Source organism: Baekduia sp. Peel2402 (assembly GCF_052567285.1).
The window spans coordinates 2,967,422-2,983,565 of record NZ_CP199582.1; the positions used below are offsets into that span (position 1 = coordinate 2,967,422).

Genomic DNA, 16,144 nt, shown 5'->3' on the forward strand with positions numbered 1-16,144 from the left:
AACGTCGCTGCCAGAACGGCGAAAGGCCCGCGTGGTGGCGGGCCTTTCGGCGAGGTGGAGGCAGACGGGATCGAACCGACGACCTCCTGCTTGCAAAGCAGGCGCTCTCCCAGCTGAGCTATGCCCCCTCGACTGCCCGCCGAGTGTAGCTCGGAGGCGGCGTGGACGGGAGTGTCAGGGCCGGCGGCGGAGGTTGCGCCACTCGTCGAGGGCGTCGCGTTCGCGCAGGTGGGCGATGGCGTTGGCGTCGATGTCGAAGTCGTGGGCGGCGTCCGAGCACCAGAAGGACGGGTGGCGGTCGAGCCAGCGTTGGGCGTCGCGGCGGCCGAGCTCGATGAGGCGGTCGACGTGATCCTCGTCGAAGAGCAAGAACGACAACAGCTCGCCGCGGGCAGGCGAGCGGCCGCCGCCGAGCAACCGCGACATGAACGGGTAGTCGGGGCGTAGCCAGCCCTTCAGGCCGGAGTACTTGGCATCGAAGATCTCGTCGGCGATCTCGGCCAGCTCGCCGCGGCGCTCGGGGGCGACCAAGGCATAGGGGATCTTGCGGTAGGGCTTGCGGCCGCGGGCGGCGCGGTAAGCGTCGGCGGCGCCGCGCGGGCCGGGCGCGACCGAGTCCACCAAGAACGAGTTGACGGTCGCCAGGCGGTGGAGATCATCGACAACTTGGTCGACCAGCAACCCGTCGATGATGTTGGCGGCGACGTCGGCCAGGCGCGGCGCGCCCGCGCCGGTCGTGCTCGCGCCCTCCATGCGCGCGCGGAAGGGCTGGAACCCAATCACCACAACTCGGTCGGCACCGAGCGCGAGCGCCGGCGCGACCGGCGAGTTCAGGCGCGTGCCGCCGTCGACGTAGTAGCCGGCGACCGGCGCCGGGTGCTCGATCTCCACCGGCGGGAAGAGCACGGGGATGGCGGCGCTGGCGCGGACGTGCTCGCCGTCGAGAACCGCGGGGACGTACTGCAACGGATCAGCGGGACGCGAGGGCGGGACGCGGCCGGCGCTGTCGACGAACGCGACCGGGCCGGAGCGCGCCAGCGACGTCGCCACCACGCAGACCGCGTCGATGACGCCGCGGCGGACGTTGCGGTGCAGGTCGTCCCAGTCGACCCAGTCGTCCAGCGAGCGCTTCAGCGGCGCCGGGTCGAGCAGGCCGGCAAGCCGGACACCGGGCAGCTCCAGCGCCTCGCCGAGCATCCGCAGCGCGGTCAGCGGCAGGCCCGGACCGACGACCGGGCGGATCACGTCGCCCTTCTTCATCCCGCGCCAGCGCTCGGCGAGCGTCGCGACGGCCTCGGTCGCCGGCTGATCGGCGGTCGCGCCGAGCGCGGTCGCGTTGATCGCGCCGACCGACGTCCCGCAGAGGATCACCGGCTTCTCGCCGCGCTCTTCCAGGATCGGCAGCAGGACCGAGAGCGCGCCGACCTCGTAGGCCCCGCGCGCGCCGCCGCCGGGCAGGACGATCGCGACGCGCGGCGCGGTTCCGTTCGCGCTCGCCCCGTTGCCATTGCTGCTGAAGGACATCCCTCAGAGCTTCCACGGGCGAAGACCGCTCCGGTACGGACCGAGTGTCTAAAGAGGGGCCGCGGCGAGAGGACGCTGCCGCGGAAGGAAGGACGCGAGCGCGCCAGTGGCTGAGGGCCTGAACCGGCGCGCTCGCGGCGTCCTTCGCCCTCCGTCGCCGGAGGACGTGGCGCGCCGGGATTGTTCCCCGATACCGACGCGCCGCCTGTGTCGAGGAACGTTTCGGTCTCTGCGTGAGCGATCTGAACCGGTGAGGGTCCGGTCTGGACGTCTGTCTGATCTGCGTTAAACCCGCAGCTGGCCGTCGAGGACCACGACGCAGTCGCCGGATACGCGAACGTGGTCGCCGACGATCGCGGTCACCAGGCGCGAGGGGCGGCCCAGCTCGAGGCCCTGGGCGACGATCGTCTCGGTCGCGCCCGTGTGCTCGTGCAGGTAGGCGCACAGCGGGCCGGCGGCGCTGCCGGTCGCGGGATCCTCGAGGACCTGGCCGCGCTCGGCGACGAAGCCGCGGGCGCGAACCGTGTCGTCCTCCCCCGGCACGAAGAGGTAGAGGACCATCGTGTCGGTCTGGGCCTCGATCGCCTCGACGCGCGCGACGTGCGGCCGCGCCCGCTCCAGCGCGACGTGGTCGCGGACGGGGACCATCAGGTGGCGCATCCCGGTCGAGACCGGCTGGACCGGCAGCTCGGGGTGCGCGTCGGCGGGGCCGAGGCCGAGCGCGCCGAGGACCGAGGCGGCCTCGACGGGCTCGCCGAACTGCGCGGGCTCCTGGAGCATCGACGCGTGGGCGACGTCGCCGCGCAGCTCGACCTCGACCGGCTGCAAGCCTGCGCCGGTCTGCTGGAGGAAGCGCGCCTGCTCGACGCCTTGGGCGCGGGCGACCGCGACCGCGGTGCCAAGCGAGGGATGACCGGCGAACCGGATCTCCTCGTCCATCGTGAAGATGCGGTTGCGGTAGTCGGCACCGTCGGCGGTCGGCGACTGGACGAAGGTGGTCTCCGACTGCGCGGTCTCGCGGGCGACGCCGAGCATCGTGGCGTCGTCCAGGCCGTCGGCGTCGTGGATGACGGCAAGGCCGTTCCCGGCCAACGGCGTCGACGTGAAGACGTCGACCCACGTCAGCCTGCGGGTGATGCTCAGAAGTCGAAGTCCTTGGGCGGCTTCTGCTCGAACCAGAGGCGGTCGTGCTCGGGCGTCTCCTGGAGGAAGTCCGGGGTCTCCTCGAGCTCGTCTTCGGGGTCGACCTCGTCGGCGTCGGCGTCGGCGATGGGCTCCGGATCCCGCTCGCGCGCCGGCGGCTCCGCGGCAGGCGCGGGCGGGGCGACAGGCGGCGCCACCGCTTCCGGCTCCGCGCGTCCCAGTGCCTCCCCCAGCTCGGTCGCCGAGAACTCACGCGTCTGCTGGTAGGCGAGCGGGTCGCCGTGCGGCGGGGTCGCGCTCTCCTCCTCCGGCTCGGCCCAGATGTGGTCGTGGGTCGTCGGCGGATCGGCCGGATGCGGGCGCTCGTGGTCCAGCGGGGGCTCGGGCTCGTCCTCGAACGCGGGCTCATCCTCGTCGTCATAGGCGACGGCGGGCTCGTCCAGGGCGGGCGCCGGCGGCGCGGCAGCCTCGGGCGCGTCGTCCGGCTCGTCCCCGGGCGCGTCGCGCCGCACCGGGCCGAGGGCCTCGGCCTCCTCGCGTTCGATCTCCGAGGGGTCCGCCCCCCGACGGCGCTTGAGATCGAGGTGCTCCCGGATGGCGTCATCCAACAGGCCCATGATCGCTCTAGCGTAACGAGCCGGGAAGCCGGAGGGCGACGGAGCCCTACGTGGCGCTGACCGTGCGGTTCTTGCCCGCGCGTTTGGCCTGGTAAAGCGCCTCATCCGCGGCGGCGACCAGGCCGCGGACGCTGTCCGCGGACACCGGCAGCGCGGCGGCGCCGAACGAGGCGGTCACGCGCAAGGGCTCCGCCTCCTCGTCGCCGAGGATCGGCAGACGCAGCGCCTCGATGCCCTCGCGGACGCGCTCGGCGAGCTGGTGGGCGCCGTCGAGGTCCGTTCCCGGCAGGACGACGGCGAGCTCCTCGCCGCCGTAGCGGGCGGGCTCGTCGATCTCGCGGGAGGACTCGCGCAGGATCCGGGCGACCTCCTTGAGGACGAGATCGCCCTGCTGGTGGCCGTAGGTGTCGTTGACGGCCTTGAAGTCGTCGATGTCGAGCAGGACGAGGCCGAGGTTGGACTCAAAGCGCTTGGAGCGCTCGACCTCCGCCGCCATGGTGTCGGTGAAGCGACGGCGGTTGGAGAGGCCGGTCAGCTCGTCGGTGATCGCCTGGCGCTCAACGGTCTCGTGGAGGCCGACGTTCTCCACGGAGACCGCGGCCTGGCCCGCGAGGTAGTGGAAGAGCTCGCGCTCGCGATGCGTGAAGGGGCGGTCGGTGCGCCAGACGCAGATGAGGCCGGCGATGGCGTCGGCGTGCGCACCGGCGGCGGGGCCGGCACGCAGCGGATGGGCGAGCGCGTGGCCGCCCTCGATGTCGGCGAAGGAGGGCTCGCCGACGGCCAGGACGCGGCGCTCGGCCTCGCCTGCGGCAGACATCGGCCGGCTGTCGAGGCCGACGGAGGCGACGGGGCGGCGCTCGCTGAGCGGGTTGTCCTGCTCCTGCATCAGCGCGCGACCGCCGGAGGCGTCGACGGCGTCGACCGCGGTCCGGACGACGATCTCCAGCAGGCCGTCGCGGTCGAGGCTGGAGGCGAAGGTCTCGCCGATGCGGCGGAGGCTGAGCTCCATCCGCAGTCGCTCCTGGCTCAGCTCCTCCAGGCGCGCGGCGAGCTGGTCGGACATCTTGTTGAACTCGTCGCCGAGCTGGGCGAACTGGTCGCGGCCGCGGATGGTGACGCGACTTGAGAAATCACCCGCAGCCAGACGGCGCGCCGCGCTGAGGAAATCGGCGATCTGGCGGTCGAGGCTGCGCGAGACGACGATCGCGGAGACGAGGGCGAGCAGGAAGAAGCCGAGCAGGATGAGGCCCGCGACGAGGCGACCCTGGCGGATCTCGTCGGCGGTCGCGGAACGCGGTTCGAGGACGGCGACCTGGAGGCGCTCGCCGAGGAAACCCGGGGCGTTGAAGGCGGCGGTGCGGTAGTCCTCGTTGTTGATCGCGACCGTGCCGGTGTGCGTCGGGAGGTCGGGGTTCCCGGCGTTCGGGATCGTCGAGGCGATGGTCGCGCCGCCGCGCTCGACGAGGGTCTGTAGGCCGGTGGCGTCGCGGACGTTGGACGCGTAGGTCGTCGCCGTCTGGGTCGAGACCTGAAGCTCGGCGACCGGCGCGCCGTCGGCGACGAGCGTACGCGTGGCGGGGAAGGTCGCGGCGGTGTCGCCGGCGTCGGCCAGGACGGTGGCGGCGTCGCCGTCGCGGGAGACCGCGATGCGCTTGGCGCGGGTCTGGTTGAGGAGGCGCTTGGTGGCCTGCTGGATGGCGGGCTTGTCGTCGTCGCGGAGAGCGCGCGCCAGTTGCTGGTCCCGGCCAATGCGGGCCGCGAGCCGGTCCGCCTCCTCGCGCGCGTCGTAATAGAGCGAGATCGCGGTCTCCTGCCGCGCGGCGACCCGCGCATCCGCCTGCCCGTTCTCAGACTCGGCGATCAGCCGGAAGACGATGAACGTGACCGCGATCATCGGCACGATCACGATCAGCACGAAGAACAACCGCAACCGCGTGCGGAAGCCCGACAGCCGATCCCTTAGATCGCCGATCATTCCCTTGCCCGACATCTCCCTCGCGGCAGCGTACCCGCGCCGACGCCAGATCCCGCAAGGCCTCGACCATGTGCCTAGGCGGCCAGAACGCACGCGCGCCCGGCGCGAGGCGCCCAAGGCGGCTACAATCGCTGGTCCACCCGGGGCTATAGCTCAGTTGGGAGAGCGCCTGGATCGCACCCAGGAGGTCGGGGGTTCGAGTCCCCCTAGCTCCACTCGGTAGAAACCCCCGCAATCGCGGGGGTTTCGCGTTTCCGGGATGACCCGGTAGTCGCCCAAAATTCCGCTCCACTTCTGGCACCAGCGCCTGAAGACGCCCGATACCCCGTTGATCGGTGCCGATTGGTGCAGTTCCGGATCGGCTCGTGTCTACCGCGCAACGCGCGGTACAGCCCGATCCGCCCTCCTCGCAAGACCGCCGCGACACCGGCCGGATTGAAATCCCGCATGGTGGAATCCTGGGGCGTCCTAGGCAGGCCGCACAGGCGCCGAAGGCCCCGGAGTGACGTACAGCGGTGGCGAGACGCCAAGCCAAATCCGTCCCGGCCGTTTCGACGCGATACCCCGTGCCCGCGCAATCTTGCGGAATGTGCGAAATGATGGATTGGGTCCTCTGTGATCGGGATAACCTCGACAGGGTCTCAGCGCCCAGACCGCCGGCGAGACGATCATGCCAACCCGCATGCCCACCGGGTGGGCGTGCAGACCCGCGCAACGCTCGAGGTGCGGTGCCAGAATGGCGGCATGACCGACGTCCCTGTGCGTCCGCGCGTACAGAACCCGCTTCCCGACATTGACTTCTTCGCGACGCTCGACACTTTCGACGGCGGACCGACACCCAAGCGCCTGCGTGGCACCCTGACCGCTCTTGCCGAGGTTCGCGAAGACCTCGAGGCTCTGCGGGACCGTGTGGACGGGGCCGCTGCACTCCGCAAGGTGCGTGGTTGGACACAGGTGGCGGCGAGGGGGAACCTCGCCGGGACGGCGAAGGCGAACGCCCACGTCAGCGGGGACCTCTCCGACGTGTTCAAGCGGAAGGAGCCGACCGTCCCGAAGGGACCCGCGCGGCTGAGGATCCTGACGCAGGATCTGGAGTCGGGCCTCCGCGTCGTTGCGGTGGGCGAGCGAGCCGAAGGCGAGCAGCACGATCCGTATCAGGTGGCCTACGCGCGGCTCGGGCGCGGTCAGGACATGAAGTTGGATGACTACTCGATGGGCGAGATCCTCGTGCGCCTGACCCCAGACCAGGCCGACTGGCTGGCCGGCAAGATCGGCGTCGAGTGGACCGAGCCGGGCAACGGCCGTGCGCTCGGCATCGCCGGCGCCGGAGTCACCATGCACGTGCTGGATGTCGGCCAGCACGACGACTTCAGCCACTCGCTGATCGTCGGCAGCGACGAGCGCGCCGGCCGCGACGCGGATGTGGCGCACGCGCAGCTCCTGGGGCTGTTGGCCATGGTCGAGGCACCGTGCGACTACGACTGGTGACGCCAGCTTCGCCCGCCGGGACCGCTCTCCGGGTTCCGGCACGCGGCAACAACCCCTAGCATCACCCTCACTCATTGGCATCTAGCATCCTTGAGCCTTCTCGCGTCGGGTTGCGAGCAACTTCAGCTTAGATGCTGAGCGTCGTAAAGCAGCCGATGGTGCGCCGGATCGAGCAGGCCTCCAGAGGTCCTAGAGCATCGCCCATAGTGCTTCCCCACGACCCCCTCTCAGCCGTTCCTGGGTGACGGAACTCGGGCGTGCCCAGGCAGTATTGGAACGCCGACAGTGCCTAGATCCCCGGAATCGCCCCGTGTCGACCGGCATCCGCAGTCAACGCCGACGAAAGAGGCGTCAAGAGACCTGCATCGGCCATTTCTACGGCTCAGCTCTTCTGCATCGCCCCCAAGAGGTCGGGGTTCGAGTCCCTGTAGCTCTATGTGAACGAAATCCCTGCATACGTAGGGTGCATCGTTTAGGAGGGAGGTCTTTAAACTGAGCCAAGTTCCGCTCCGTTCAGACACCAGTGCCTGAACGCCCCCAAAGTACCGCGGATGGATGGTGTCGACCGGTGGCGATTCGGGCTGCGGCGCGTTTCCGCGTTGCCGCCTGCGGAGCCGCGCACGATTCGCGTTTGACAGTCGCACGGCCACCTGTTGGAATCCTGGGAGTCGTCTTGACGTCCGGCGTGGCTTGTCTCACGCCCGCAGCGCTCGCGCTCACGATGTTCAAGATGTCGCGCCCCCGGCTCCCCGCCGGAGTCAAGCGCCCGCACCCTCCATAAGCAGTCGTGGATGCATGGGTCCCGGACTCTGTCGCACGTCCGCGTCAAGAGCCCTCTCCACTCGGGAGAGAGGTTCGTTCGACAGAGGGGATCGGTTGTGGGCCGGGTCAGCCGAAGGAGGACGAGGTGCCGCGACGCGAGCGAGGTGTACGCGTGCGGCATCGAGGTGGTGCGCGACCAGGCGTGCCGCGTCGCAGACCAGTTCGGCCTCGAGGAGCATGAGCACGACCAGCTGCGCGAGCACTTCGAGGAGATCTTTGTGTTCCGGCTGATGCCCCGGATCGAGCCGAACGCGCACGTCGACGGGCTCCGAGCCTGGCTTTGGACGTACTTCGACGCCCGCCGCCAGAACGGCCGGCCGCACGGCGCGGGCTGGGAGGCGACGCGCATCATCGGTCGCCGCAATCGCACGCGGTCGCTGGTCGAGCGCACTCCCGAGGGCAAGTGGGAGGAGCGCGACGTGCCGTCCTGGGAGGACGACCCGTTCCGCGTGCTCGGTGCCGTCGAGACGCTGCGCGAGCGCGTCCAGGACGAGGTCGAGGCGCGGGCAGCCCTGTCCGACTACCTCCGCACCGTCTCGGCGACCGATCGCCTCGTCCTCGAAGGCCGCGCTGCCGGCCTCACGTACCTCGAGATCGCCGCTCGCGAGGTGCAGGGCCCTCCGACTGCCGCCGATGGCGCACGCCAGCGGACGCGCTACCGCCGCGCGTGGCAGCGGGTCCCCGTCGACGTCGCAGACCGTCTGCGCGTCCTCGGGATGGAGCCCGACTTCAACCCCAACAAGGGTCGCCACCGCGGTACGGGAGGCGTCACCGTGGACACGACGGGCGATGACGACCGCCGCTCCGGATACGCAGCGCCTGAGGACTGACCGGCACCGCGGCGAGGCGCGCCGCGGCGAGGATGCTCGTCGTTGGCGCTGCTGCAGGGCGCGAGGCACCGGGCTCCCTGGCCATCCCCCTGATCCACGTCTCGGGGCGCACGCCCGCGAGCGCCGACACGTGGGCCAACGCCGCCGCTGGCACCGCGCCCCGGGACACGATCCGCACCTGGCAGCTGACGGCATCGGATGCCGTGCCCGGACCGAGACGCCTTGGAACGGAAGCGACCCGGACCGAGACGACCACCCGGCCACAGGTGTCGGCCAAAATCGCCAGCGCCGCGGCCAGGGACTGCGGCGCGGCGAGCCACGCGCTCTGCACCGCGTCGGGCAGCGCGCACAGCTCGAGGATCTCGCTCTCGGGGCACGCCGCCCCGCACGGCCGTTCGCTGGCCGGCTCGCTCGCGTCCCCAGCCAGCAACGCCCGCAGCAGCTGTTCGGCCTGGCGACCGAGGTCGTCCTCTGCGTCATTGCCTCCGGAGTCGACACGCAAGTGGATCGTCTCCGCGACGAGCGCATCGCTGGCCCGCGTCACCAGCAGGCGCTCCACCTCCACATGACCCACCGGCCAGCTCGCTATCGCCGCACAGAGCGCCAGCCACCGCTCTGGCCGACGGCCGTCGTCGTCAGCCCCGGAGAGCCGCCGGCTCCTCGCAACGACGCGTGACTCCGATGCGGCGACATCCATGCCGCCTCACCGCATCAAGCCGCCGCGGTGTGACAGGCGCGCCGTCAGGAGGCCGGCGGCCAGGACCCGGCGTGCCGCGACGCGAGGTCCAACACGGTGACGGTCCCGTCGGGGGCGAGTGTCGCGACCGCGGCGTCCAGGCGTCGCCGGTGGCGATGCGCCACCGTCCAGTACAGCGGGCGATGCCACGTCAGCGCCGGGGTGGCCGCGAGCAGGAGCAGTCCCGCTAGCAGCTGGTCGGCGATCTGGATGCCCGGCGTCCGCGCACTGCTGGAGAACCGGACCTCCACGGGCTGCTGCCGCGCGGCGGCCCACCGCGCGACGATGTCCTCCAGCTCCTGTGCCTCCTCGGGCCGCCGGAAGTGGTCGTGGTGGACCTCCAATGGCTCTCCATCACGCATTGCCCGTTGCTGCGCGTCGAGCATCGCTGAGTAGACGCTCTCCTTGATGGCCAGATTCCGCGGCGCCTGGCCGCTGCGTGGCTTGACGCCGATCGCGGCGACCAGCCGCGCGTCGCGCGTCGCCAGCCGCGCGGCCAGCACGCTGAGGTACCTCACGCGGTGCGCCTGCTCCGCGGACGCCCCCTGCGCGACGGCCTTCCGGATCTTGGTGCCCTTGAGCTCCCAGACGCCGGGCCGCGCCGCGTTGACGCGCTCGCGCGGGAAAAACTCGCGCTCGACGGCCGCGAGCGTCGCGCGCAGGTCGTCCACCCGCCCGGCCGGGATCATCACGCCGCCAGCCATGAACCACGACGTGGAGCGTCGCGACACGATCCCCGTGTCGCCGCTTTCATCTACAAAGAAGATCACGACGCGGTGATGGACATTCGGCCGATGTGCTCTGTCATCTCGGAGGGCGGATGGGGTAGGGTCCGCAGTGCGGCACCTCCTCGGTTCCCCCAGCAATGGGATCCGGGGCGCGGGCCGTCACCTGCGACCGCCTCGTGCGGTCGCAGCCTTCTAACCACCCGCCACGGCCGCCGAAGCACGGCGGTAGCGGCCGATAGCCTCCAGGATGCCCTTGCAGGCCCCGCGAGCTTCGTCTCTGTCCTGACTGCTCAGGACTCCCTCGCGCGAGTGCGCCACAGGTACGCGCACCTTCGCGAGCACGCGGAACCGGTGGCGCCAGTACGGAACGTCGGAGCCAAAGATGGGCGCAAAGCTGCTCACCCAGTGCTCCGCGATGACGTCCAGCAGCTCGAGCGGATAGGCGAACTGCAGGAGGTCGGGATGGCAGCGGCCGAAGGTCCGCCGCTCACGCTCCTGGCGATCGGCGAGGCGATCGATCAGGCCGGCCAGCGCCGGGCGGCTCGCCGCGACGTCGCTCCAGTCCAGCGGCGCGCCATGCTCACGTTCAAGGCACTCGACGATCAGGGCTCGCAGCGCCTGCTCCGTGTCGCGCCACAGCGGCCAGTAGTCGCCGCCGCGCGCGATGTTCTCGAGCAAGGGCACCAACAACGGCGTGAATGCCTCGAAGCGGCCGGACGCCGACCTCCGCACCACCCCGTAGCGCTCGAGCTCGCCCGGATCGGGCGGATCGTCGCGCTCCACGCTGCCGACCAGCGCCTCGATCGCCGCGGGCAGCTGGCCGTCGTCCTCGAACCGCCGTAGGACGTCGCGGAGGTAGTCGATCGAGGTACCCGCCACCCGCTCCACGACGGCGTCGCCGGGCGCGCCGAGCTCATCGACCGCCTCGGCGAGCATGAGCGACGCTAGGTACGGATGCCGCCCGGACTCGCGGGCGATCGTGCGGACGACCGCGTCCTCCACCGGGAGGCCGGCGCGATCGGCGCGCGCCACGAGTTCCTCGAACTCGTCCTCCGAGAACGGGCGCAGGCGCGCTTCCTGGAAGATGTTGGGAAACGTGGACTCGTCAATGGTGGATCGCGTCGCAATCTCGACCAGTGGCCGCCGCGAGATCGTGACCAGCGCCAGCCGCGAGTCGGGCTCGTGGCCCAGCTCACGGAGCGTCGCGAACCCGTAGTCCGGGGAGTCCCCGAAGAGCTTCCGGATCCCGTCGAACTCGTCGAGTGCCAGGATCACCCATGTCCCCGACCGGCGCAGCGTCCCGAGCAGGTGCTGGAGCCGTGCGAACCGGTCGGCGTCCGATGGCTCCTGACCCACTGCTCGGACCTTTTCCCGCAGCGCGTCGTCGGCGACGCCCGCCTCCTCCAACCGCTCGACGATCTGGCGCGCGATCGCCGCGAAGAACCCCCCGAGGTCCTTGGCCGCGGTGCGCGTGTTGAGCCAGACCACCAGCGTCCGGCGGTCGAGCTCGATCCCACCGCGCAGGGCGTGATGGGCGAGGCTGGTCTTGCCGATGCGGGGCAGGCCGACGATCGAGGTCGACGCCGGGTCGCCCTCGCCCAACCGCGTCTGGAGCCGGGCCAGCTCACGCGCCCGGCCCACGAACTCCTCGTCCTGGACCACCGCTCCGACGTTGGAGTACGGGTTGCCGGGCGTCACGCGCCCACCCCGTTGGCCAGCAGCCACTGCTTAAACAGCCCGACGTGGATGCGCAACCGCGGCCCCGACTGCTCGAGCACCTCCCGGCTGATGAGGTCATCGACGAGGTCCTCGCCGGACGGCGTGGCGTTCCGGAGGCTCGAACGCTCCAGCCACTGCCTGTTGCGCGTCTGCCGCGCGCAGATGCCGAGCACGGTCATGGTGTCGTCCTCCGGGAACGAGTCGATGTCGCGCTCGCCTGGGTACACGAGATTGTCGAACGTGTCCTTCCGCAGCGAGTCAGGCCCCTGCACGAGGTCGCGCGCGACGTCCTCGACGTGGCCGTCGGCCACGTACACGGCGCTCTTGATGTTCATGTACTCGACGAGGCGGTCGCAGAAGATCTGGATGTAATACGGGCTGCCCGCCGTCAGCTCGTAGATTCGACGGACGGCAGTGCCGCGGAACCGGGACTCGCCCGTGTCCGGGATCCGGATCGGCTCGGTGATGAGCGCCTCGGCCGACTCCAGGTCGAGGTAGGACACCCGGCGCGGCTTCGACACCTGGAACTCGTTCGGGAACTCCTCGATGAACTGCTGCATGACGTCCTGGCCCACCAGCACGGAGGTGAAGAACTCGCGCTCGAGCAAGGCCTTCCACATGGACATGAAGCCATCGTCGAGGTGGCCTCGCTTGATCGAGGCGTACACCTTGGTGAACTCGTCGATGAGGAGCACCAGGCGCGCTCCTTCTGGGAACGCGTCACCGTCCAGCATCCTCCGGACCGAGCTCAGGTAGTCGTACAGGACGAAGGGGTTCTCCGTGACCTCCGACAGGGCGGGCAGCGGCGGGCACAGGACGGGCGAGACATCCGCGAGCCGTAGCGCGATGGCCTGGCAGACCATGTAGAGGACGCCGCCGGGAGTCTGGGTTCCCAAGACTCCGATCTGCGCCGCCGAGAGCGAGACCGGGATGAGCGGCGGCTCCAGGCGCGCCTTGAGGTGATGCAGGACCGAGGACTTGCCGGCGCGCTTCTGCCCATGGATGACCAAGCTCCGCGCCGAGCCGTGCTGGACCGCCTCGACCAGGGACGCGATCAGCCGCTCGCGCCCGTAGAACATGCTCTTGTCGGTGACCGCTGTGCCGTGAGCCCACTTGTTGTAGGGGTTTGTGACTGGCTTGAACGACGCTCGGTCGTACAGCGAGATCGGCAGCGAGAGGTCTCCGCTGGTGCGCTCGTGGCCTTGGCGGTCGAAATAGGTGACGGTGAAGCGCAGCGTGAAGACGTCGGCGGCCAGCGCGCCTTCGGAGACCCTGAGCGGGATCCGGACCGGCGCGGTGTCGCCGCCGGTCAGCGACTCGGTGACCAACAGCTCGGCCTGCGGGGCCACGTAGTCCTGGCTGTCGGAGGGGACGATCGACACCCGCACACGGCTGGCCGGGCTGCGGTCGTGGCTGACGCCGTTCTGGACGGTCGCCTCGACCTCGATCCCTCCTTGGGCGTCAGGTACGTAGGAGTCGATGGTGAGCTCGACCCGGAGCCCGGTGGGCAGCGACGCCTCCTGGACCTCGCGGAAGTGTGCGGCCACCGTCGTCCGCAGCGTGTTGACGTACGGCCGCAGCGACTCGAAGCTGAACCGCGTCGGCTGGTCCTCGATCTCGCTGGCGAAGTCGTCGAGCTCCGTGGCGATGCGGGCGGCTAGCCGCTCACGCTCGAGGTACTGGCCTTGCTGGACGTAGCGCGCGATCAGCACGAGCGCCTCCTGGAGCCGGCCCAGGCGGTTCACCTCGAGCTGGTTGAGGATCAGCCGCCGCGCGTCCCCCACCGGCAGTCGCACGCGGCGGCGCACGTCCTCCAAGCCGTCGGCCTGCTGCTGGAGGGAGCCGAAGTCGTGCGCGACGTCGCGCAGGTACTTGAACTCACGGTCCAGCTCGCCGAGGCACTTGAGCATCGTGCGACTCGCGCGACCCCAGACCGACGGCAGCCGCTGCCGCTCGTTGGGCAGCTCCTCGTCGTCGCCGAGGAACCGCTGACAGGCGTGCATCACCGCACCGCAGGCGACGGACTCCTGAGACAGCTGCTTGACCAGCCGCTCGCCGATGCCCACGTTGAGGAGGGCGACGATGAGCATCGCCTCGACGACGTTCTGCAGGCGCGTTGGGTCGTCCTTGACCGAGGCGATGCAGGACTCGATCGACGGCAGGCGCCCCTCCAGCAGCTTCGTCCGCTCGCTGTAGAACGACAGTGCGATCTGCGCGAGCTTCGCCCCCACCAGGTTGTCCCACGCCCCCGACAGCGAGATCGTCTCGACGTAGTAGGCGCGGGCCGCGTCGAGCGACTTGTGCTCGGCGATCGCGGCGTCGCCCATTCCGGCGGTGAACCCTCGGAGCGAGTCCCGGAAGCGCGGGAACATCTCCCGGCCGAGGTCACGGTCGATCCGGGCCGCGGAGAGGTTGTAGCCAGCGCGCTCGCGCGGGCGGGTGATCGCGCCTTTGGCCCGTCGCTCGAGCTGCGCGACGTCACGCTCACTGAAGGTGCCCGCGGCCGTGGTGGCAGCCTCGACGCCGGCGTAGCTGCAGTTCTGCAGGTGGAACTCCAGCAGCGGGCTCAGGCCGGTCGTCGAGCCTTGTCCCACCAGCCCGCTCGAGGCGATCAGGGCATCGAGCTCGTCGTAGGTCTCGGTCTCCCGCGCGCGCTGAAGCGTGCCCAGGAGCATGCGGGCCTTCTCGTTAGGCTCACGATCGATGACCGTTCGGAGCGTCTGCGCGGCATCGTCATAGCGCCCCGCGACGATGTGCAGCTCGGCGATGCGGATGTCGACCGATGGCCGGCGCGCGGGCGTCTCCAGCTCGCGAACCTTGTGCAGCTCGTCGATCGCCTCCGCGTGACGCCCGTTGGAGGCCAGCAGCTGCGACCGGATGTTCGCGAAGGCGAGCGGGTTGGTGACGCGGTCCTGATGGCGCTCGAGCAGCGCGATGCCCTCCGCGGTGCGGCCGGTGCGGTCCAGCAGCATCGCGAAGTCCTTGACCGCCGACTCGACGCTGTCGCCCGCGGCGATGGCCTCGCGGAGGTACCGCTCCTGGGCCGCGACGTCTCGGTCGGTGTGCTCGGCGCGCTTGGCGCGCGCGTAGGGGTTCTGACCGTTGGGATGGCTGGACGGGCTGGGACGGCGGTCCTCGGCATCCTCTCCGCCGGACCGGGCGCGGATGCGCGCGCGCAGGCTCAGGCCACGGATGCTGGCGGGGTCCCGGGCGAGTGCGATCGACAGTTGCCGGAGCGCCTCGCGCGGGGAGCCCTCCTCGGCCAGCCGTTCGGCGTGGTCCAGGACGCGATCGGTCTCGCGGTCGTGCGCCGCGTCCTCCAGACGCCGCTCGAGCTCGCGCGTCTCGCTCTCGATGGCCTGCTGATGGTGCGGGAGCGGCGCGTAGCCCGACGTGCCCTCGCGGAGCGCCTCCAGCAGCATGGCGCTCGTCACCGACGGCGCGGCGAGCACGTCGGCGAGCAGCCCGCCGCTTCGGTCGGCGTCGCGCTCGCCGGCACGATGGACGACATAGGCGACCGTGTCCGCGAGCAGGCGATCTGCCGGGGTCTCGAGGATCAACTGCTCCAGGGGAGCGACGGAGCGCAGCGCGAGGGTGAGCTGGAGGAACGGATGCCAGGCGCCCTTTCGCTGGGCCTCTGTGGGCTTCGCGCGCAGCAGACGCCCGAGCGCCCAGTGCGCCGCGATGTGACGCCTGGCCGCCAGGTCCGCAGCGGCCATCCGCACGAACGCGTCGCCGTGCCCGAGGTGCGCGGCCAGCAGCAGGTGCCCGAACGCTTCCGGGTGGCCGACCTCCAGCGCGAACCACCCGAGGTTGTACTCCAGTGGGCCGAGCAGCGGGATCCGCCGGTGCGTGGTCTGCAGCTCGCGCAGGATCCCAGCGAACCGCGCAGGTTCGCCGACCTTCACCGCGTACCGATACTTGTCCCCCATGATCTGCCACGCCCGGCGCAAGATCTGGGTGGACTCATCGGACCACTCGGAGGGGACCGGAGGCAGCTCGAGCACCAGGCCCGGGACGGCCAGCGGAGTCCGCGAGAGCGCCGTGTCGAAGCGCTCGACCACTCGGTCGAGTGCTTCGCGCACCGGCGCGGGGAGGTCAGGCGGCGGCACCCGACCCGCGACGGGCGCAGGCGCCGCGGAGGACGCCGAGGCCAGGGCGAGCGGCGGGGTAGCTCCGTTGCCGTTGACGTTGGCTGCCGTCGCCGGCGCGGGCGACGCGTCGAGCGTCTCGAAGCCGCCAAGCAGGCCGTCCGTGACGCTGGCTGTTCGCCCGTCATCCCCGACGAGGAGCACGTGGCCTTCGCCCGCGGCCGCGAGGCGTCCTTCGAGCGTGCCGCCCGAGACGAGCATGACCCGCACCCGTTGACCGAGCGGCACGTAGATCGCGATGAGGTGCGATTGACTCATCCGTGAGCGTTAAGGAGTTCACCGGACTGACTTCCGGTTCTACGGACGAGCCTGTCGTCCTGGCCCGTCCGTGTCAAGGCGCGGGATGCTTCGAGATCGATTGTCACGATGTGCGTGCCACATCATTGAGCGCTGGCGATGCGCGAACCTACC

10 protein-coding genes and 2 tRNA genes are annotated in these 16,144 nt (G+C 70.6%); 3 read left to right on the forward strand and 9 right to left on the reverse strand.

What is annotated here, in order from left to right:
• Window positions 1-55: 55 nt before the first annotated feature.
• The 5 genes from ACT01A_RS14555 to ACT01A_RS14575 form a co-directional block, all read right to left on the reverse strand.
• Window positions 56-128, reverse strand: a tRNA-Ala gene (locus ACT01A_RS14555).
• A gap of 46 nt (window positions 129-174) precedes the next feature.
• On the reverse strand, window positions 175-1,524 hold the full coding sequence (locus ACT01A_RS14560; protein WP_445147807.1) for a patatin-like phospholipase family protein: 1,350 nt from the start codon (window positions 1,522-1,524) through the stop codon (window positions 175-177).
• Between the two features lie 285 nt (window positions 1,525-1,809).
• On the reverse strand, window positions 1,810-2,616 hold the full coding sequence (locus ACT01A_RS14565; RefSeq protein WP_445147808.1) for a PhzF family phenazine biosynthesis protein: 807 nt from the start codon (window positions 2,614-2,616) through the stop codon (window positions 1,810-1,812).
• A 47-nt stretch (window positions 2,617-2,663) separates the two neighbouring features.
• Entirely contained in the window at window positions 2,664-3,284 is a 621-nt protein-coding gene (locus ACT01A_RS14570) for a hypothetical protein (protein WP_445147809.1), read from the reverse strand.
• 46 nt (window positions 3,285-3,330) lie between these two features.
• A complete protein-coding gene (locus tag ACT01A_RS14575; protein ID WP_445147810.1) occupies window positions 3,331-5,274 on the reverse strand; it encodes a diguanylate cyclase in 1,944 nt (647 codons plus the stop codon).
• Window positions 5,275-5,401: 127 nt separating this feature from the next.
• Between ACT01A_RS14575 and ACT01A_RS14580 the strand changes: the two genes are divergently transcribed.
• The 3 genes from ACT01A_RS14580 (at window position 5,402) to ACT01A_RS14590 (ending at window position 8,399) form a co-directional block, all read left to right on the forward strand.
• A tRNA-Ala gene (locus ACT01A_RS14580) sits at window positions 5,402-5,474 on the forward strand.
• Window positions 5,475-6,003: 529 nt separating this feature from the next.
• Window positions 6,004-6,747: a hypothetical protein gene (locus ACT01A_RS14585; RefSeq protein ID WP_445147811.1), complete on the forward strand. Its 744-nt coding sequence runs from the start codon at window positions 6,004-6,006 to the stop codon at window positions 6,745-6,747.
• A 926-nt stretch (window positions 6,748-7,673) separates the two neighbouring features.
• Entirely contained in the window at window positions 7,674-8,399 is a 726-nt protein-coding gene (locus ACT01A_RS14590; protein WP_445147812.1) for a hypothetical protein, read from the forward strand.
• On the opposite strand, the gene ACT01A_RS14595 is transcribed toward ACT01A_RS14590, so the two are convergent.
• From ACT01A_RS14595 to ACT01A_RS14610, 4 genes are all read right to left on the reverse strand, one after another.
• The gene (locus tag ACT01A_RS14595) at window positions 8,338-8,958 is read right to left on the reverse strand and encodes a hypothetical protein (protein WP_445147813.1); all 621 of its coding nucleotides are present in this window, start codon (window positions 8,956-8,958) and stop codon (window positions 8,338-8,340) included. The genes ACT01A_RS14590 and ACT01A_RS14595 overlap by 62 nt on opposite strands.
• Before the next feature lie 182 nt (window positions 8,959-9,140).
• Window positions 9,141-9,905: a DUF3800 domain-containing protein gene (locus tag ACT01A_RS14600; protein ID WP_445147814.1), complete on the reverse strand. Its 765-nt coding sequence runs from the start codon at window positions 9,903-9,905 to the stop codon at window positions 9,141-9,143.
• Window positions 9,906-10,055: 150 nt separating this feature from the next.
• Window positions 10,056-11,561 (reverse strand): AAA family ATPase, encoded by a 1,506-nt coding sequence (locus tag ACT01A_RS14605; protein WP_445147815.1) that lies wholly within the window; start codon window positions 11,559-11,561, stop codon window positions 10,056-10,058.
• Entirely contained in the window at window positions 11,558-15,991 is a 4,434-nt protein-coding gene (locus ACT01A_RS14610; protein ID WP_445147816.1) for an nSTAND1 domain-containing NTPase, read from the reverse strand. The genes ACT01A_RS14605 and ACT01A_RS14610 overlap by 4 nt, the downstream gene beginning before the upstream one ends.
• Window positions 15,992-16,144 lie beyond the last annotated feature (153 nt).

Coding starts and splice junctions, on each gene's coding strand:
- ACT01A_RS14560 (WP_445147807.1), bottom strand. CDS start 1,524: ATGTCCTTCAGCAGCAATGGCAACGGGGCGAGCGCGAACGGAACCGCG.
- ACT01A_RS14570 (WP_445147809.1), bottom strand. CDS start 3,284: ATGGGCCTGTTGGATGACGCCATCCGGGAGCACCTCGATCTCAAGCGC.
- ACT01A_RS14575 (WP_445147810.1), bottom strand. CDS start 5,274: ATGTCGGGCAAGGGAATGATCGGCGATCTAAGGGATCGGCTGTCGGGC.
- ACT01A_RS14585 (WP_445147811.1), top strand. CDS start 6,004: ATGACCGACGTCCCTGTGCGTCCGCGCGTACAGAACCCGCTTCCCGAC.
- ACT01A_RS14610 (WP_445147816.1), bottom strand. CDS start 15,991: ATGAGTCAATCGCACCTCATCGCGATCTACGTGCCGCTCGGTCAACGG.